We start from the raw sequence: 19,401 nt of genomic DNA, 5'->3' as shown, positions 1-19,401 counted from the left end.
GGTCTACGCGGGTAGACCCCTCGCCAAACGCTGCTAAACGGGAAGGTCACTTTGACCAAACAACACGCAAGCCGCGCCACACGCGACGATGTCGCCCGTGAAGCCGGTACCTCAGTGGCGGTCGTCAGCTACGTGGTCAACAACGGCCCCAGGCCCGTCGCCAAAGCCACACGGCAACGCGTACTGGACGCCATCAAAGCCACCGGTTACCGCCCTAACGGCGTGGCCCAGGCGCTGGCCTCCGGCAAGACCAAAACTTACGGGCTGATCGTCCCGAACATCTCCAACACCTTCATCGCCTCCTTTGCCCATGCCCTGCAACAAGAGGCGCTGGACAACGGTCTGGTGATCCTGCTGGGCGATTCGGGCGACTGCCGCACCCGCGAGCTGAGCCTGATCAACAGCCTGCTCAGCCAGCGCGTCGACGGCCTGTTCTACACCAGCGTCGACCGCCACCCGCATATCGACCTGATCCAGGCCAGCGGCACACCGTTCGTAATGCTCGACCGCGTCGACCCCGAACTGCACGTGAACATGCTGCGCGTGGACGAGCGCGCCGCAGCCCGGCAAGTCACCGCGCACCTGCTCAGCCACGGCTACCGCGACATTGGCATCATCAGTGGCGAACCGGAAATGCTCAACGCCCAGGACCGTCTCAACGGCTGGCGCGACGCATTGGCCGACGCCGCACTTGAAGAACACCCCGAGTGGATCTTCCCCGCCAGCTACACCCGCCAGGGCGGGTATGACGCCACCCAACAGATGTTGGCCAACGGCCGCCCTCCCCGCGCGCTGTTCTGCTCCAACGAAGCGCAAGCCATCGGCTGCGTGCGGGCACTGTCGGAACACCACCTCAAGGTGCCCGAAGACATCGCGCTGGTGTGCTTCAACGGCACCGAAGCCTCGGCGTTCTGCACCCCGTCATTGACCACCGTGTGCCAGCCCGTCAAAGACATGGCCAAAGCTGCCATTTCCATGCTGCTCGCCTGGGATGGCGACGTGAAGTTGCAGGAATTTTCCCATCGCCTGGTACTCGGCGAATCCTGCGGATGCACGCCGGTAAAAACACCGCGAGCCTGAAAACAAGAAGGTGAAATGAAGCGTTTAATCATTGATTGCGACCCCGGCAACGGGATTGCAGGGGCAAATGTTGACGATGGCCTGGCACTGGCGCTGGCATTGGCGGCGCCCGAACTGTGCCTTGAGCTGGTCACCACCGTCGCAGGCAACACGCCAAGCGCCGTGGGCTACAACGTCGCCAAAGACCTGATGGCCCGCGTCGGCCGCGCGATTCCCGTCGTACAAGGCAGCACCCAGGCACTGCAAGAACCCGACGCCCCGTGGCGCGATGCACTGGACAACAGCGTGCACAAACGCCAGCTCGCACATCTGTGGCAAGACGTACGCGCCCCGCAAGCCTTTCAGCCACCCGCCTTGCACGCGGCAGACGCAATCGGCCAACTGATCTGCGCCAACCCCGGCGACATCACCCTCGTGGCCATCGGCCCCTTGACCAACGTTGCGCTAGCGCTGCAACGCTACCCAGCCATGGCCACCGCCGTCAGCCAGATCGTCATCATGGGCGGCGTGTTTGCCCTCGACGACTACATCAAGGACACCAACTTCGGCTTCGACCCCGAAGCCGCCCATCAGGTGCTCACCTGCGGCGCGAACATCACCCTGGTGCCGCTGGACGTCACCACCCAAACCCTGATGACCCACACCGACCTCGACCGCATCGCTGCGCTGGGCACACCACTTGCCGAATTTATCTGCGAAACTTTCCGGCCGTGGATCGACTATTCAATGACTACTCGTGGCCTGCCCGGTTGTTGGATTCACGATGCGCTGGTGATCGCCTGGCTGCTCGACCCCAAGGTTGCCACGGCAGGTGCCTACTTTACCGAAGTGGAGCTGCGCGAAGGCCGCGCACGCGGTAAAACCTGGCGCTACAAACAGCCATTGCGCCTCGATGTCGGCATAGCGCAGCCCACCGGCCGCCCGATCAACGTAATGCAAACCGTGGACAATGGTCGGCTGCTGGCACTGATAGAAAGATATTTGAGCGCTTGAATGCCCTGACGGTGAACCGAAGATCAATGTGGCTGACGCATACCTCATGCTCAAACGTCATAATGCCCGGCCTGTCTGCGTGGTAACCTCGCGCCACCACGAATAGACATTGATCGTCACTCGACGATGACCAGAGCCAGGAAAGAACATGCCGAAAATCTCTCACTCAGCATTGCGCCGCAATTTCCGTGAACTGCTTGCAAAGCCCATCTGCGTTGAAACCGCCTCCGTCTTTGACCCCATGTCCGCGCGCATCGCCGCCGACCTGGGCTTTGAAGTCGGGATTCTCGGTGGTTCCGTCGCCTCCTTGCAGGTACTCGCAGCCCCGGATTTTGCGCTGATTACATTGAGTGAGTTCGTTGAGCAGGCCACCCGCATCGGCCGCGTCGCCCAGCTGCCGTTTATTGCCGACGCCGACCACGGCTACGGCAACGCCCTCAACGTGATGCGCACCGTCGAAGAGCTTGAGCGCGCCGGAGTGGCAGCGCTGACGATCGAAGACACGTTGTTGCCGGCGCAATTTGGCCGCAAATCCACTGACCTGATCTCGATCGAAGAAGGCATTGGCAAGGTCAAGGCGGCACTCGAAGCGCGTGTCGACCCTGAGCTGTCGATCATCGCTCGTACCAACGCCGGCGTGTTGCCGACCGAAGAAGTGATTGAGCGAACCAGGGCCTACGAACAAGCCGGCGCCGATGGCATCTGCATGGTTGGCGTCAAAGACTTCGACCACCTCGAGCAGATCGCCGAAAACCTCACCGTGCCGCTGATGCTGGTGACCTACGGCAATCCGAAACTCAACGACAGCGAGCGCCTGGCCAAACTTGGCGTGCGCATTGTGGTAGCCGGCCATGGCGCCTACTTTGCGTCGATCAAAGCCACCTACGACAGCCTGCGCGCCCAGCGCAAACTGACCCACAGCACCGACAACCTGGGTGCCACGGAGCTGACGCATACCTACACGCGGCCGGAAAGTTACGTGGCCTGGGCGCAAGAGTTCATGGACGTCAAAGAGTAAGTCTCCCTCTGCGCATTCGCCCTGCAATTCGCTGAATTGCAGGGCTGGCCTCTCCCCCGTTGCACAGTCCTCGACGTTCAATATTCCCGATATTACGTTGAGCGATTTTAAAGCCCTCCAGGAACGCCGCCCAGCATGAGGTGGCATGCCGTTTGCTCGTGTGTAGTCAGACTTGAGCACAAACGACCCAGGGGTAGAGGCCATGCACAGTTTGTTTTTTGCCAACGACCACGTCTTCAACCGGCGTTCACAGCCGCTTGATTCGATTGAAAACCCCGACTGCAACGGCGTGTTATCCCTTGAATGGCAAGCGCGACTGGCGATTGCCTTTTCGCTGTGTACCCTCGGCGGCTGCGCGGTGCTGTGGTTGATAGCCGGCTGATGCCGAACCAAAAAGGTGCGCCATCAGATTTCCTGCCCGCCAGACACTTCGATACGCAGGTCAAGCGCGATCAGTAGTTCGCGCTGGGGTTGCCTACGTCCACGTAGCCGTTTTTCGGCGCGATAATCACGTCTAATGGCGGCGGCGTGACGCCGAAACCATTGAGCTGCTCCGTCAGCCCCTTGTACCAATCCTCCTGCTGTTTTTTGCGCGCGTTGTCGGCCTTGATGTCGGCAATAATCGCGTAGATCAGCCCACCCACCGCCGCAATCCCGCCCACGGCGCCGGCCAACGCACCGGCCGCACCGCCAATCACACCCGCCGCCTCGGCCACACCGGCTGCCACAGTGGTAATACGCGGCACCACGTAAGTGGCGACTTCCACGGCACCGGCCACGGCAGACAAGCCATTCAGGCCCGCAAACGTCCCCTGGAAGCCCGCTGCGACCTTGTCACCACTCTGCGCCGAGTTCTTCGCAGAAATCGCCCCGGTGACCAAGCCCAGCACGTTACCCGCAACACCGCCGAGGCTCTTGCCGACGTTCTCCACATCCTTCACAAATTTCGGTGCATCAAACTTGTACGTGCCTTGCTTGGTGCGGTCGAACTGGTCCTGGACGAACTTGGCGCCGCCTTCCATGAACAAGCCGGCCGCCTGAAACGACTGGCCCACGGTCTGTGCCGTACTGCCGCCCTTGCCGCTGGCGATCCGCGTGCCAATGGCACCCGCCAGCAGCACGCCGGACACGCCGTGCATCACCCCGGCCTTGTACGCCGCACTCACCCCGGATGGCAGCTTGCCGCCCCAGGTGCTTTGCACTTTCTTGATTGCGTCGTCGAACTTGGCGCCGCCGCGCATGGCGTCGTCCACCGCGCGAATGCCGCTGATGATATCGGCGGTCTTTGGCGGTGCTTCACCGGGGGCTGTAAAGGCGGCGATGTTGTCGTTGATGACTTGCTCAAGGCGCGGGTCGTTGGCGCCGGTGACGCCCAGGCCACGGTAGAAGTCGTCGATGGACTGGCCCTTGAGCAAGTCTTCGCGGCCCAGCTTGGCGGCGGCGTCATTGAAGCTTGAGCTGCCCGCTTGCACGGTTTGGTCGTCCAGCACGGCGTCGAAAACTGCCTTGTTGACCCCGGACTGAATCACCGCTTTGTCCGCCGGCACGCCGCTGGCGATCAGGTCGTTCATTTGCTTGCCGGAGGTGATGTTTTGGTACTCGGCCTTGACCTTGTCCTTGATGTCTTGCGGGGCGTTTTCCAGGGCTTTTTTGTAGTCCGGCTGCTTGCCAAGCGCCTGGGCGTAAAAGTCGGGGTACTTGATAAAGCTCGACAACGCGTCCGTGGTGCTCGCGCCCTTGACCGCAAACGCGCTTTCCAGGGCGTCGGTGCTGGAGGACGCTGCCAGGCGGCGTTCCATCTCGGCTTTCAGTGACGGGTCGGCGGCGACCATTTTCTGCAGTTGCTCGGTGCCCTGGGTGTTGAGGAACTGCTGGACGTCCGGGTCCTTGCTCAGCTTGTCGATGCGGCTTTGCACGTCATTGATGAAATCTTCACGTTGCTGGCCCGGCGACGTGCCGTCACCCGACCACTCGTTGGCGGCGTCTGGCCCCTGATGGGCGAACGCGTCGGCACCCGCCTTGTAGTTGGCCAGCCCGGTGGACAGCTGGATGATTGCGGCAGTTTTATCCGCGCCGCTGGCGCTGCTGTCGCCGCTGACGAAATAGTCGGCACCGACCTTGGCGGCGTCGCCGCCAGCGGCCTTCACGGCGTCTTCGGTGGCCTTGGCGTTGAGGTCCTTGATCTGGTCGTCGGCGCTGTTGCCGTCCAGGCCCTTGAGGTTGTCGTAGCCGTACTTGCCAAAATCCTGGAGGCGCCCCGCTTCCGTGCCGTGGCGCGCTTCGCCACTTTTGGTGAAGCCGTCGATGCGCCCATTGCCCACATCGCCACCGTCAATGTGCTTGCCGGTTTCGTCGTAGTTTTCCACGTAATTGAGCACCTGGGCTGCGCGCCAGGCGGCGTCCGGGTCGTGCTCAAAGTCACCGACGCGCTCGCGCAGCGCGTCTTTTACGCCACTCTGGTTGCCGAGGTTCTTCAACAACGGGTTGTCGTCGATGATCTGTTGCGCGCTGCGCGTGTCGCCCACCGGGCGCCCTTCGCCGGGCAAAGGCAGGTGATTGGACGGTGCATCGCCTTTGGGTGGGGTCTTGGGCTTGCTGACCGGCAAATCGCCTTTGAGCGTGTCCCAGCCGTACTTGCCGAAATCCTGCAGGCGCCCGGCTTCGGTACCGTGGCGAGCGTCGCCGCCTTTGGTGAAACCGTCGACCTTGCCGTTGCCAGCGTCGTTGAGTTCGGCCCGCTTAAGCGGAGTTTTACCGTTTTCGTCGAGCTTTTCGATGTGTTCCAGCACCCGGCTCGCGCGGTAGGCAGCGTCCGGGTCATGCTCGAAATCGCCCACACGGTCACGCAGCTTGTCTTTCACGCCACTCTGGTTACCGAGGTTTTTCAACAGGGGGTTTTCATCAATAATCTGCTGCGCGCTGCGAAAGTCGCCCTGAGGGCGCTTTGTATCCGGCCCTAGAGGGTTGTCACCGGCCTGATTGTCCACCGCTCTGGAAACCGCTGTGTTCCAGTTAGGGTTGCTGCCCGCTTTTGGCGTGCTGTCGACCGGTTTCACCTGCATAACCTTTCTCCTGTTTGGGTATGGGAGAAGGATTATTGGACGGCAAGTGCAACAGTCTTGTTACACGCGAACAATTGACATCAGTAGAGTCACACTGCCACTACTGAACAGTATCGCCATGTATGAACTTTTAGTCAGGTTAGTTTAACTTGGCTTAAAAAATCCGCCGCAGGCGCTGCGGCGGCAAACCAAAGGTTTTTGTCGAAGCAGAGCGGCTAAGACCCTATCAACGCTACACCGGCGGCCGATTAAAAAACGTGAAGTTTAATTAATCGAGTTTAATTAATTTCACGGCTGCAGGCCGCGCAAACTGTGCTTAGAATCAGCCACGGCAAACACGCCGACCACAATAAAAACGGCAACGCCTCACTTCAAAACCCTGCCCAAAAAACCGATGCATTGTCCAAATAAAGTGCGGTGTTTCTGTGCGCGCGTTAATTATTCCGGGGAAGTAAAAACATGATCAAACAGTGGAGCCTGTTAACACTGGCGGTGTGCGCCGGTATCAGCCAAGTCGCCCTCGCCGACGCCATCGCCGACCAGGCGGATTCCAAGGGTTTTATTGAAGGCAGCAGTGTCACCGGGTTGTTGCGTAATTACTATTTTGACCGGGACCGGCAGAGCGGCAAGGCCGACAACCGTGACTGGACCCAGGGCGCAATGCTCAATTACGCCTCGGGTTTCACCCAGGGCACCATCGGTTTTGGCGTGGATGCCTACGCTTACGGCGCGATGAAGCTGGACGCTACCCACGAAGACAACAACACCGGCAACCTGCCGACCGACCGCAACGGCGACCCCAAAGATGGCTACGGCTCCGTCGGCGCTGCGGTGAAGATCAAGGTCTCCAAGACACAACTGAAATTCGGTGACATGCAGCCCACGGCCCCGGTGTTCGCCACTGGCGGCACGCGTATTTTGCCGCAGACCGCCACCGGTTTTGACCTGACCAGCAGCGAAATCGCCGGGCTGGACCTGGAGGCCGGGCACTTCACCAGCACCAACAGCGGCATGACCAGCAACCATGACCACGATATCTACGCGACCTACGCCAATGTGGCGGCCAACAGCGCAAGTTTCGTCGGCGGCAAGTACACCTTTACGCCGTCCCTGAGTGCAACGGTGTATGCCGGCGAACTGGAAGACATCTGGCGCCAGTACTACACCAACCTCAACTACGTCATCCCGATGGGCCATGACCAGTCGCTGGCACTGGACGGCAACCTGTACCGCACCCTCGACACCGGCAGCGCCAAGGCCGGTGCGATCAACAACACCACTTACTCGGTCGCGGCGGCCTACTCGTTCCTGGCCGCTCACACCCTGACGCTGTCGTTCCAGAAAGTGCACGGCAACACACCGTTCGACTACATCGGCACCGGCAACAACGGCGCGGGTGAAGGCGGCGATTCGGTGCTGCTGGCCAACTCGATCCAGTGGGGCGACTTCAATGGCCCGGGCGAACAGTCCTGGGGCGTGCGCTATGACCTGAACATGGCGAGCTACGGCGTGCCGGGCTTGAGCTTCATGACCCGCTACGTGAATGGCTCGGACATCAACGGCACCCACACCCCGGCCAACAGCGCGTATGTCGGCGATTACGGCGCCGATGGCGACCACCACGAGACGGATGTGGAGGCCAAATATGTGCTGCAAAGCGGCCCGGCGAAGAACCTTTCGTTCCGTGTGCGTGACGCCATGATTTCATCGAACGCCGATCAGGGCGACGGCAAACTCAATGAGCTGCGATTGATCGTCGACTACCCGTTCACCCTGCTGTGACCGGCGGTTTGCCCCTGCTGTGATTTTCGCGGACCATGGGCGCCTTTCTGTTCCTGTAAACAAGAGGCGCCCATGGCCAACCACGACCTGTCCTTCACGCCCGATCCGGATGCCGACTCGATCTCCTCCGACGTCATCGGCTTCAACGGTATTCTGGTCTCTACCCAAATCCCGACGCGCGCCGACGGCAGCCTGGAACTGGGCGACATCACCCTGCAAAGCGAATGCACCCTGCAGGCGCTGAAAGTCGCACTGGAAAAGGCCGGCAGTTCGATGGACCGTGTGATGCACCTGACCATTTACCTCACCGACATGGCCGATCGCGCCGCGTTCAACGACGTCTACAAGCGCTTTTTCGCCAAACCATGGCCGGTGCGTGCAGCCGTGGGTGTGGCTGCATTGGCCGTGGAAGGCATGCGCGTGGAAGTCACTGCGATGGCCGCCAAGGCCTGAGTACTCACCCGCAACGCAGGCTAAATGTGGGAGCGGGCTTGCTCGCGAAGGCGGCGAATCAGTCAATGAATTTTTCGCTGACCCACCGCCTTCGCGAGCAAGCCCGCTCCCACAGTTGATTGGGTTTGCACTCCAAAAGCAGTGCGCACGCGGGGCGCGCGACCCGGCTGTCCTGCGGTAGGTGCCCGCCCAGCGTTTCACAGCTACAATGCGCGCCTCAACCGTGACAAGCCTGACTAAAAAAACTATGTCCTTGCCCAAGCACCACCTGGAATTGCTCAGCCCGGCCCGTGATGTTGCCATCGCGCGCGAGGCTATCTTGCATGGCGCCGACGCCATCTACATTGGCGGCCCAAGCTTTGGCGCCCGTCATAACGCCTGTAACGAGGTGAGCGATATCGCTCAATTGGTCGAATTCGCGCGCCGTTACCACGCCCGGGTGTTCACCACCATCAACACCATCCTGCATGACAACGAGCTGGAACCCGTGCGCAAGCTGATCCATCAGCTGTACGACGCCGGCGTTGACGCATTGATCGTGCAAGACCTGGGCGTGATGGAGCTGGATATTCCGCCCATCGAGCTGCACGCCAGTACCCAGACCGACATTCGCACCCTGGGCCGCGCAAAATTTCTCGACCAGGCCGGTTTCTCGCAGTTGGTCTTGGCCCGCGAGCTGAACCTGCAGGAAATCCGCGCGATTGCCGATGAAACCGAGGCCGCCGTCGAGTTCTTCATCCACGGCGCGCTGTGCGTGGCGTTTTCCGGGCAGTGCAATATCTCCCACGCGCAAAATGGCCGCAGCGCCAACCGTGGCGACTGCTCCCAGGCGTGCCGCCTGCCGTATACGTTGAAAGATGACCAGGGCCGCGTCGTGGCCTTTGAAAAGCACCTGCTGTCGATGAAAGACAACAACCAGAGCGCCAACTTGCGTGCACTGGTTGAAGCCGGCGTGCGTTCGTTCAAGATCGAAGGTCGCTACAAGGACATGGGCTATGTGAAAAACATCACCGCCTATTACCGCCAGCGCCTCGACGAAATCCTCGAAGACCGCCCGGACCTGGCCCGCGCTTCCAGCGGCCGTACCGCGCATTTCTTCCTGCCGGACCCGGAAAAAACCTTCCACCGGGGCAGCACCGACTACTTTGTCAGCGACCGCAAGATCGACATCGGCGCCTTTGACACCCCGACCTTTACCGGCTTGCCGGTAGGCGTGGTGGAAAAAGCCGGCAAGCGCGACCTGCAGGTGGTGACCCACGAGCCGCTGTCCAACGGCGACGGCCTGAATGTGTTGGTCAAACGCGAAGTCGTCGGCTTCCGCGCCAACATTGCCGAGCCTAAAGGCGAGTTTGAGGAAGACGGCGAGAAGCGCTACCGCTACCGCGTCGAGCCCAACGAAATGCCGGCCGGCCTGCATCAATTGCGCCCCAACCATCCGCTGAACCGCAACCTGGACCATAACTGGCAACAGGCCTTGCAGAAGACTTCGGCAGAGCGCCGCATTGGCCTGTCCTGGGCGGTACGCCTGCGTGAAGAAGGCCTGGACGTGACCGCGACCAGCGAAGAAGGCATCAGCGCCAGCGTCACCCTGGCCGGCCCGTTCGGCGTGGCCAACAAGCCCGAACAAGCGCTGGACACCTTGCGCGACCTGCTCGGCCAACTCGGCACCACCGAGTACCACGCCACCGGCATCGCGCTGGATGCGCCGCAAGCGTTCTTCATCCCCAACTCGCAGCTCAAGGCCTTGCGCCGCGAAGTGATCGAAGCGCTGACCGCCGCCCGCGTCGCCGCTCACCCCCGTGGCGGGCGTAAAGCCGAAACCTCACCGCCGCCGGTGTACCCGGAAGCGCACTTGTCGTTCCTGGCCAACGTCTACAACCAGAAAGCGCGTGACTTCTACCACCGTCACGGCGTGAAACTGATCGACGCGGCCTTCGAAGCCCACGAAGAAACCGGCGAAGTGCCCGTGATGATCACCAAGCACTGCCTGCGTTTCTCATTCAACCTGTGCCCCAAACAGGCCAAGGGCGTGACCGGCGTGAAAACCAAAGTGGCGCCGATGCAGTTGATCCACGGCGATGAAGTGCTGACCCTGAAGTTCGACTGCAAGCCTTGCGAAATGCACGTGGTCGGCAAGATCAAGGGGCATATCCTCGGGCTGCCGCAGCCGGGCAGCGCTGTGGAGCATTTCAACCCGGAAAATATTATCTTCCAGGGCACGCACTAACCCGCCGGGAGCGGGGCCACCACCAGCCCCGCTGCAACCCGGCCGCCGCCAGCAGAATCGCCGCCACCCCCAGCCATTGCAGCCAGCCCAGGCGATGACCAAAGGCAAACCAGTCGACGAAGATGGCGGCGATGGGGTAGATAAACGACAGCGCGCCGGTGATAGCCGTTGGCAACTTCTGGATCGCGCCATACAGCAACACGTACATCAAACCGGTGTGCACCACCCCCAGCGTGACCAGCGCCGCCCAGGCATTCGTCGAGGCAGTCAGGCTGTTCCAGGGCACCAGCGGCGCCAGCAACAGCGCGCCAGTGGTCACCTGGATCAATGCCATCAAATGCGGCGGTACATCCTTCAAGCGCTTGATGATCAGCGCGGCAATCGCGTACAAAAACGCCGCGCCCAGTGCCAGCGCGATACCCACCAGGTAATTCTCGCCACTGCTTTGCGCCTGGCCGTGGGCGGTGACAATCGCCAACATGCCCAGGAACGCGACACTCAACCAGGCCATTTTCTGCACGGTGATCCGTTCACCCAGGAACACCGCCGCCAGCAACACCAACATGAACGGCTGCACGTTGTACACCGCCGTGCTGATGGCAATCGAGGCATGGGAATAGGATTCGAACAGCAACAGCCAGTTGCCGACAATGGCCACGCCGCTGAGCATGGCCAGGCCGAACCTGGCCCAGGTCAACAGGTCCAGCCGCAGGTAACCCAGCACCGCGCACACCAGCAGCAGCGTCAGCCCGCCAATTACGCAACGCCAGAACACCACTTCGATCACCGACACACCCGACACCAGCACAAACCAGCCGATGGTGCCCGAGATCAGCATGGCGGCGACCATTTCCCACGACCCGCGACGGATAGATGTGTCCACGTTTTATGCTCCTCAAGTGAGGCTCAATTATGGCAATCTGCACACAGCCGGCTCCAGCGACAAAAAAAGGCAAAACCCGGCAAATACCTTTTCTTATTAGGCATACAGCATGATTGACACTATCGACAGGCAACTCATCGCAGCCCTGATGGACGACTCGCGCTTGTCGCTCAAGGCGTTGGCAGGCATTACCGGGCTGTCCTCGCCCAGCGTCGGCGAACGCCTGCGCCGCCTTGAAGAGCGCGGCGTTTTGACCCACTACACCGTCGACATCGACCCCAGGCACTTCGGTTACCTGCTGCAAGCCATCGTGCGTATTCGGCCATTGCCCGGCAAATTGCAGGAAGTGGAACGCCAGATCCAGGCGATCCCGCAGTTCACCGAGTGCGACAAGGTCACCGGCGAGGACTGCTTCATCGCGCGCCTGCACGTGCGCACCATGGAACAGTTGGACACCCTGCTCGACCGCCTCAATGCCTACGCCGAAACCAACACCGCCATCGTCAAGAAAACCCCGGTAAAGCGCCGGTTGCCACCGTTGGCGGATGAGTGATTCGCTGGCGAGCTGGCTTACAAGGGAGACCGGGCTTGTTGTGACAAGTGGTCCCGTTGTGGCGAGCGGGCTTTCTGTGGCGAGCGGGCTTGCCCCGCGTTGGGCTGCGCAGCGGCCCCAAACCTGTCTATGAAATATGTCTGGAAAAACGCGGTGACTATTTTGGGGCTGCTCCGCAGCCCAACGCGGGGCAAGCCCGCTCGCCACAACAGGCCCGCTCGCCACAATAAATCCTTCATCCGCTCGCCATAGAAATCACCTGCGCTGAAACATGGGGACACCCAACTCAACACCTCCGGCCCACAACCTTGGCTAGCGTGAAAACTCCCTATTCACACCAAGGTGCAACGGAATGCCTCTGCAACCCAACTCTCACCAGCTACGTCGTGGTCGATATTCAGAACCCGGCCGGGCTTATCTGGTCACCGCAGTAGTCCATCAGCGCCAGCCTTTGTTCCGCAATTTTCAACTAGGCCGGTTATTGGTTGCCGAACTCAAACGCGTGCATGACACAGGCTTGGTCAACTCACTGGCGTGGGTGGTAATGCCGGATCACGTTCACTGGTTATTCGATTTGAAAGAATCCACGCTGCCTGACGTGATGCGCCAAACCAAATCGCGCAGCACGCTGAGCATCAACCGAGCGCGGGGCAGCCAGGAGAAGTTCTGGCAGCGTGGTTACCACGACCGCGCCGTGCGGGCAGATGAGGATGTTCTCAAAATGGCCCGCTACGTCGTCGCCAACCCACTGCGGGCGGGATTGGTTGAGCACATCGGCGATTACCCGTTGTGGGATGCAGCCTGGTTATAAACCCCGGTTTTGTGGGTGAGCTCGATTTTGTGGCTGGCGGGCTTGTTGTGACAGGTGGGCCTTCTGTGGCGAGCGGGCTTGCCCCGCGTTGGGCTGCCGAGCGGCCCCAAACCTGACGATGAAATATGCCTGGAAGAACGCGGTGACTGTTTTGGGGCTGCTTCGCAGCCCAACGCGGGGCAAGCCCGCTCGCCACAACAAGCTCGCTCGTCACAACAGGCCCTCACAACAGGGCCTTTTGCGACGGCAGGCCCGCTCGCCAGCGCCTCAGTCATGCAGCCCTGCGGCCGCCGCCAACAACCCCCGAAACTTGCGGTACCGCGCTTGCAGCACTGGCTGTTGCGTAACATCCGGCCAGTACCGAGCCTTGACCGGCAGCCCCGCTTGCAGCAACTCCGCACCCTGCCCGATCGATACAAACCCCAGCTTCGCCGCGCCAATGCACGCGCTCAGTTCACTGCCGTGCAGCGTGAAAATCTCTCGCTGCAGGATATTCGCCAGCAACTGCGCCCAGTATTCACTGCGCGCTCCGCCGCCAACCAGGGCGCAAGCCCCTACGTCGGCGCCCGCCGATTGCACCGCGTGCAGCGCGTCGAGCAGGCCGAAACCCACGCCTTCCATTACCGCATACCCGAGCATCGCCGGTGTGCAGTCGTGGCCGAGGCTCATGAAGCCGCCGCGCAACAAGGGATCGTTGTGCGGCGTGCGTTCCCCGGCGAGGTACGGCAAAAACAACGGCGTGTCCAACGGCACGGGTTGGGTGATTGGCAAATGCGCCTGCACCTGGTCCAACAACGTGTGTTCATCCGCCGTGCCGGTGAGCCGTGTCACCCAGCGTAAACAACTGGCGCCGGCGAGCATGGCGCCCATGGTGTACCAGCGGTCTGGCAACGCATGGCAAAAACTGTGCACGGCGCTGGCCGGGTTGCCGGCGGCGTGATCGGTGATCGCCACAATCGCGGCGCTGGTGCCAAGGGTGATAAAACCGTCACCGGCGTTGATTGCGCCGATGCCCACGGCGGCCACCGGGTTATCGCCACCACCGCCCGCAATGACTACCTCAGGCGACAAACCCAACCCGGTGGCGGTTAAAATCCCACTGGCCGCGCCGCCTTCTATCAGCCTCGGCATCTGCGCAGGTGTCAGCCCGGTGGCCCGCAGCATCGGCGTGAACCACTCGCGCCGCGCCACATCCAGCCACAGCGTGCCGGCAGCGTCCGACATCTCGCTGATGCGCTCGCCACTCAGGCGCAGCCGCAGGTAATCCTTGGGCGACAGCACGCAATCAATCGCCTTGAACACGTCAGGCTCATGCGCTTGTAGCCACAGCAGTTTCGGCGCGGTCAGGCCCGCCATGGGCAGGCTGCCGGTGACGTCGGCAAAGCCTGATCCAAGCCGTTCGGCTTCGGCGACGGCGCGTGAGTCATCCCACAAAATCGCCGGGTACAACACACGATTATCGGCGCCGAGCAATACCGCGCCGTGCATCTGGCCGGACAGGCCAATGCACGCCACCCGGCTGAAAGCCTCATGGGCGCGCAACACGTGAAGTGCCTGCAAACAGGCTTGCCACCAGTCTTCGGGAGTTTGTTCGGACCAACCACTTTGGCGCCGCGAGACGTTCAGGCGTACACCGGCGTGGGTCAGCACGGCGCCGCTGGCGTCCATCAGGATCGCCTTGAGTTCAGAAGTGCCGAGGTCAATGCCAAGGGAAACGGGGCTGTTCATACGCAAGTCTTCCAATCAGATACAGCCACATGAGTTACGCCGTTGCAGGTTCGGCGCCAGGCGCACGCTTTGGGTCGGTGCGTGCGGCGTTGCCATGCGCTGCAACAGCATCTGCACCGCGCGAGCGCCCAGTTCCTTGACTGGCTGGGCGATCAGAGTCAGGCGCGGCACGAAAAAGTCCGCCCAGTCAAAATCATCAAAACCGACCAGGCACATCTGCCCTGGCACCTCAATGTGCGCATCACGCAGGGCATGCATGGCGCCCAATGTCATCAGGTTATTGCCCGCCATGATCGCCGTGGGCGGCACCGGCAACGCCAACAGCTGTGCGGTTGCAACTCGCGCCGGCTGGCTGTTGGAGCCGCCGTTGACCAACAACTGCGCGTCGAATGCCAGGCCTGCCGCCTGCAACGCGGCGCAGTAACCGGCCACGCGTTCATCGGTAGTGCCCAGCCCCGCACGCCCGGCGATAAAACCGATGCGACGGTGCCCGTGTTCAATCAAATGCGCGACCAGCGCCTGGGTGGACTGGGTATTCTCCACGCCGACCTGATCAAATTCCTCGCTCGTCATGCGGTCCACCAGCACCGTCGGCATCTCGTTGGCCTGCAAATACTCCAGGGCCAATGAGCCGGTGGACGGCGCCAGTAAAATCCCGTCAACGCGCCGGTGATGTAGCGCCGTGACCACCCGCAGCTCCTGCTCCGGGTCGTCGTGTGTGTCCACAAACAGCATCATGTAGCCGTGCTTGGCGCATTCGGTTTCGATGGCGTGCACGGTTTCGCTGAAGTAATGGTTGGACAGTGCCGAAATCGCCACACCGATCGTGCTGGTGCTGGAGCGTGCCAGCGAGCGCGCCAGGGTGTTGGGGATGTAACCCAGTTCCTGAATCGCGCGCTGAACCGCCTGCACCGTGGCCGGGCTGACTTTGCGCGTGCCGTTCAACACATGCGACACCGTTGAGGTCGACACCCTTGCACGGATTGCCACGTCCTCAGTGGTGACCACGGCACTGCTCCTTTTTCAGTAGATCAATGTTTACTCGACCAGCCGCTGTAGGTGCCCACGTTGTCACGGGTGATCAGTTTTGGCGCAAGCAGGGTCACCGCTTCGGCCGGGGCTTTGTCATTGAGAATGTCATTGCCCACGTTCACGGCCGTTTGCGCCATGGCCCACGGGTCCTGGCTGGCGGAGGCCTGAATCTGCGTGTCGGTCTTCAGCGCATTCTCGATGTCGGGCGCACCGTCCACCGAGGTAATGATGATGCCGCTGCGTTTAAGCTGCTTGGCCGCCAGGTCGCTGCCGATGGCTTGCGGGTCGTTGATTGCAAACAGGCCGTCGATTTTCGGGAAGCGTGTGAGGTAGCCCTGCATCACGTTCAAGCCGCCTTCGCGCGAGCCTTTGCCGTCTTGATCATCGGACAGCACCTTGATGCCCGGCGCACCGGCCAGTGCGGCCTTGCAGCCTTTGACGCGGTCGGTCACGGCGGTCACTTGCGGGCCGTTCTGGATGATTACGTTGCCTTTGCCCGAGAGCTTGTCCACCAGGAACTGGCAGGCCAGTTTGCCGGCTTCGACGTTGTCGGTTTGCACCGTGGCGTTGACGCCTTTGGCGTCTACATCCACAGCAACGACGACGATACCGGCGTCGCGGGCTTTCTTGATCGCCGAGGCCATGGCCGAGGGGTCGACCGCGTTGATCAGGATCAGGTCGACCTTGGACGAGATGAAGTTATCGATCTGCGAAAACTGCTTGCTCAGGTCATAGTCAGCCGACACCGAGGTCACTTTGACGTTGGGGTTCAGCTCCTTGGCGCGGGCCGTGGCGCCGTCGGCCAGGGTCACGAAGTACGGGTTGCCGAGCGAGCCCATGCTGATACCCAGGGCTTTCAATTCACGGGCCTCGACGGCTTGGGACATCAGGGCAGCCAGGGCGATAACGGGAAACAGGCGTTTGACGTTCATGCGGGTCTCTCTTGTGATTGTTGTTTGAGTGAATTCAGGTCCGCGCACCGGACTGGCGATAACGATCCAGCGCCACCGCGCCAATGATCACGATGCCTTTGATGATGTACTGCCAGATATCCGATACGCCCAGCAATACCAAGCCATTGGTGAGTACCGCGATAATCAGCGCGCCAATCAGCGTGCCGCCGATGGTGCCGACGCCGCCGGTGAAACTGGTGCCGCCGAGGATCACCGCAGCAATCGCATCCAGCTCATAGGATTGCCCGAGTTGCAGGCCGTTGGCGGCGAACAGGCGTGATGCGCTCATCACCGCGCCGAGCCCGGCGAGGGCACCGGACATGGCGTAGACGAACAGCAACACCTTCCACACCTTGATCCCCGACAGCCGCGCGGCTTCGGGGTTGCCGCCCACCGAATAAATCTGCACGCCCATCACCGTGCGCCGCAGGATGAACCACGACAGCGCCACCACGGCCACGGCGATGATCACCAGCCAGGGCACGCCGAGCACAGAATCATTGCCAATAAACGCGAACGGCAGGTCGGGGTTGAACACGGTTTTGTCATCGGCCAGCAAGCGCGCCAGACCGCGCATGGCGGTGAGTGCGCCAAGGGTAACGATAAACGGCGGCAGGCGCATGAAGGCGATCAAGCCGCCATTGACCAGGCCGAGCAACAGGCCGAAGCCGATACCGGCGGCAATCCCGAACATGCCGAACTGCGGCGACATCGAGGCTTGCAGGGCCACCACCGCCGACGCCGCCAGAATCGCGCCCACCGACAGGTCGATGCCCGCCGTGAGGATCACGAAGGTCATGCCCGCCGCCAGCACCACATTGACCGAGGCCTGTTGGGTGATGATCGACAGGTTCTGCATGGTCAGGAAGTTCTCGCTGGCCAGGGCAAAACCCACCAGCAGCAGGATCAACACCGGCAGCATGCCGACCGTGCGCATGAGCTCGCGAACCCGCTCAGCTTTACCTACTGTTGCAACATTCAATTCAGCCATTGGCAACCACCTGATCGCCACCGGTGGCGAGGTCAATAATACGTTCCTGGGAAATAACGTGGCCGGACGCCCCGCCGACTTCGGCGACCAACTGGCCTTCGCGCATGATCAGCACACGGTCACAGGTGCCGATGATTTCCGGCAGCTCGCTGGAAATAACCACGATGCCCACACCGGCCAGCGCCAGTTGATTGATGATGCGGTAGATCTCGGACTTGGAGCCTATGTCCACGCCGCGTGTGGGTTCGTCGAGAATCAGCACGTGTGGCTTCACCTCCAGCAAGCGCGCGAGCAGCACCTTCTGTTGATTGCCACCGGATAACGCGCCGACGCTGACCTTGCCCGACGCCACGCGAATCGACAGCGACTTGATCGCGTCAGTCGAACGCTGCAAGGCGTGGCCACGGTCAAGCACACCACCGGCATGTGCATCCGGCACGCAGGCGCAGACATTGATGTTGTCCGCCACGCTCATGTCGAGAAACAGGCCCTGGGCCTTGCGGTCTTCGGTGAGGTACACCACGCCGGCGCGAATCGCGTCCGCCGGGGTGCGTAGTTGGGTCACGGTCTTGCCGACCACTTCAAGGGTGCCGCTGGTGCGCGGGTCGGCCGCAAAAATCAACCGCGCAAGCTCGGTACGCCCTGCCCCCACCAACCCGGCAATGCCCAGCACTTCACCGGCGTGCAGGTCGAAACTGCAGTTGCGCACGCGCTTGCCGTCGGCCATGTCACGCACGCGCATCACCACGTTTCCGGGGTTGTAGGCGGCGTGCTCCTTTTTGTAGAAGCCGGAGAGGTCGCGGCCCACCATCATTTTCACCAGCACTTCGGCCGACAACGCATCGCGGGTCAGCTCGCCGATGTATTGGCCGTCGCGCAGCACCGAAACCCGGTCGGACAACTCATAAATCTCGGCCATGCGATGGCTGATGTAGATGATCGCCAGGCCCTGGCTGCGCAGTTGTTTGATCAATGCAAACAGGCGGTCGGTTTCGCGCGATGACAGCGGCGTGGTCGGCTCGTCCATCACCAGGATTTTGGCGTGGCCATGCAGGGCACGGGCAATTTCGACCAGCTGGCGCTCGGCAATCGACAGGCTGCTGACCCGTGTCGCGGGCTTGAATTCAGCGCCCAGGCGTTGTAGCACTTCCTCGCAACCGGCCTGCATGCCCTTGCGGTCGATGGTCCAGCCGCGCCGCAGTTCACGGCCCAAATAGATATTTTCGGCCACACTCAGGTTCGGGCACAGGCTCAGTTCCTGATAGATCACGGCGATGCCGAGGGCTTTGGCGGTGGCGGGGTTGAAGGTGGCGACGGGCTGGCCGTCAATGCGGATTTCACCGCCGGGGTCGGCCTGGTAAGCGCCGGAGAGGATTTTCATTAAAGTCGATTTGCCGGCGCCGTTCTCACCCATCAAGGCGTGTATTTCACCGGGGTAGACCTTCAGGCCAACATTTTTGAGCACGCGCAAACCGTTAAAGGTTTTGCTGATGCCCTGCATCTCAAGCAAGGGTTCAAGGCTCATGGATGAGCTCCTGGCATTATTATTTTTGTAGTCGAGTGCCGCCGACTCTAGTCAGTTACATTTCCTTACGCAAGCGCTTGCGTGCGCCGTTTATCGTTTGATGAAACGTTTCATCATGCGATTAAGTCGCAAGGGCGAAAAATCTGTCCCTGCGCGCAAAGAATCATAAATGACCGTGGATTAAGCTGGCAGATGGACACCTTCAATGCTCTAAACGCCACAATGTCTGCTATTGTCCAAAGACCTCATCTCCTCCTCGTCGCGCTCGCGCGACCTTCTGTGAGCATGCTCTGCGCCATCCTCTGTTGAC

The 19,401-nt window shown here is 61.2% G+C and carries 16 protein-coding genes; 9 read left to right on the top strand and 7 right to left on the bottom strand.

Annotated elements, in window-relative coordinates; all coding sequences use genetic code 11:
• Positions 1 to 51 precede the first annotated feature (51 nt).
• From Q7C20_RS00430 to Q7C20_RS00415, 4 genes are all read left to right on the top strand, one after another.
• Positions 52 to 1,080, top strand: a complete 1,029-nt coding sequence (locus tag Q7C20_RS00430) for a LacI family DNA-binding transcriptional regulator (protein ID WP_375064361.1) — start codon at positions 52 to 54, stop codon at positions 1,078 to 1,080.
• Between the two features lie 15 nt (positions 1,081 to 1,095).
• A complete protein-coding gene (locus tag Q7C20_RS00425; RefSeq protein ID WP_375064359.1) occupies positions 1,096 to 2,073 on the top strand; it encodes a nucleoside hydrolase in 978 nt (325 codons plus the stop codon).
• A 148-nt stretch (positions 2,074 to 2,221) separates the two neighbouring features.
• Positions 2,222 to 3,091: an oxaloacetate decarboxylase gene (locus tag Q7C20_RS00420; RefSeq protein WP_375064357.1), complete on the top strand. Its 870-nt coding sequence runs from the start codon at positions 2,222 to 2,224 to the stop codon at positions 3,089 to 3,091.
• Positions 3,092 to 3,293: 202 nt separating this feature from the next.
• Entirely contained in the window at positions 3,294 to 3,473 is a 180-nt protein-coding gene (locus tag Q7C20_RS00415) for a hypothetical protein (RefSeq protein ID WP_375064355.1), read from the top strand.
• A 70-nt stretch (positions 3,474 to 3,543) separates the two neighbouring features.
• Here the strand turns inward: Q7C20_RS00415 and Q7C20_RS00410 are convergent, their stop codons facing one another.
• On the bottom strand, positions 3,544 to 6,153 hold the full coding sequence (locus Q7C20_RS00410) for a hypothetical protein (protein WP_375064353.1): 2,610 nt from the start codon (positions 6,151 to 6,153) through the stop codon (positions 3,544 to 3,546).
• A gap of 459 nt (positions 6,154 to 6,612) precedes the next feature.
• Here Q7C20_RS00410 and Q7C20_RS00405 point away from each other — a divergent pair, with 459 nt between their 5' ends.
• From Q7C20_RS00405 to Q7C20_RS00395, 3 genes are all read left to right on the top strand, one after another.
• Entirely contained in the window at positions 6,613 to 7,935 is a 1,323-nt protein-coding gene (locus tag Q7C20_RS00405; protein ID WP_375064351.1) for an OprD family porin, read from the top strand.
• 72 nt (positions 7,936 to 8,007) lie between these two features.
• Complete coding sequence (locus tag Q7C20_RS00400; RefSeq protein WP_375064349.1) at positions 8,008 to 8,388, top strand: RidA family protein; 381 nt, start codon at positions 8,008 to 8,010, stop codon at positions 8,386 to 8,388.
• 247 nt (positions 8,389 to 8,635) lie between these two features.
• Entirely contained in the window at positions 8,636 to 10,615 is a 1,980-nt protein-coding gene (locus Q7C20_RS00395) for a U32 family peptidase (protein WP_375064347.1), read from the top strand.
• Here the strand turns inward: Q7C20_RS00395 and Q7C20_RS00390 are convergent.
• A complete protein-coding gene (locus Q7C20_RS00390; protein WP_375064345.1) occupies positions 10,593 to 11,498 on the bottom strand; it encodes a DMT family transporter in 906 nt (301 codons plus the stop codon). The two genes, Q7C20_RS00395 and Q7C20_RS00390, sit on opposite strands and share 23 nt — an antisense overlap.
• A 109-nt stretch (positions 11,499 to 11,607) precedes the next feature.
• Between Q7C20_RS00390 and Q7C20_RS00385 the strand changes: the two genes are divergently transcribed.
• Positions 11,608 to 12,051 (top strand): Lrp/AsnC family transcriptional regulator, encoded by a 444-nt coding sequence (locus Q7C20_RS00385; protein ID WP_348059703.1) that lies wholly within the window; start codon positions 11,608 to 11,610, stop codon positions 12,049 to 12,051.
• Between the two features lie 352 nt (positions 12,052 to 12,403).
• Positions 12,404 to 12,862: a transposase gene (locus Q7C20_RS00380; RefSeq protein ID WP_375064343.1), complete on the top strand. Its 459-nt coding sequence runs from the start codon at positions 12,404 to 12,406 to the stop codon at positions 12,860 to 12,862.
• 267 nt (positions 12,863 to 13,129) lie between these two features.
• On the opposite strand, the gene xylB is transcribed toward Q7C20_RS00380, so the two are convergent.
• The 5 genes from xylB to Q7C20_RS00355 are packed head-to-tail and all read right to left on the bottom strand — an operon-like array spanning position 13,130 to position 19,091.
• Positions 13,130 to 14,590: a xylulokinase gene (xylB, locus tag Q7C20_RS00375; RefSeq protein WP_375064341.1), complete on the bottom strand. Its 1,461-nt coding sequence runs from the start codon at positions 14,588 to 14,590 to the stop codon at positions 13,130 to 13,132.
• 15 nt (positions 14,591 to 14,605) lie between these two features.
• On the bottom strand, positions 14,606 to 15,598 hold the full coding sequence (locus Q7C20_RS00370; protein WP_375064339.1) for a LacI family DNA-binding transcriptional regulator: 993 nt from the start codon (positions 15,596 to 15,598) through the stop codon (positions 14,606 to 14,608).
• 23 nt (positions 15,599 to 15,621) lie between these two features.
• Positions 15,622 to 16,554 carry an ABC transporter substrate-binding protein gene (locus Q7C20_RS00365; protein ID WP_375064337.1) on the bottom strand — a complete coding sequence of 311 codons (933 nt, stop codon included), beginning with the start codon at positions 16,552 to 16,554 and terminating at the stop codon, positions 15,622 to 15,624.
• 34 nt (positions 16,555 to 16,588) lie between these two features.
• The gene (locus Q7C20_RS00360) at positions 16,589 to 17,566 is read right to left on the bottom strand and encodes a ribose ABC transporter permease (RefSeq protein ID WP_375064335.1); all 978 of its coding nucleotides are present in this window, start codon (positions 17,564 to 17,566) and stop codon (positions 16,589 to 16,591) included.
• Positions 17,559 to 19,091: a sugar ABC transporter ATP-binding protein gene (locus Q7C20_RS00355; protein ID WP_375064333.1), complete on the bottom strand. Its 1,533-nt coding sequence runs from the start codon at positions 19,089 to 19,091 to the stop codon at positions 17,559 to 17,561. The genes Q7C20_RS00360 and Q7C20_RS00355 overlap by 8 nt, the downstream gene beginning before the upstream one ends.
• Between the last annotated feature and the right edge of the window lie 310 nt (positions 19,092 to 19,401).

Source organism: Pseudomonas sp. AMR01 (assembly GCF_041946035.1).
Taxonomy (GTDB): Bacteria; Pseudomonadota; Gammaproteobacteria; order Pseudomonadales; family Pseudomonadaceae; genus Aquipseudomonas; species Aquipseudomonas antarctica_B.
This window is presented reverse-complemented; position numbering and strand designations above follow the sequence as displayed.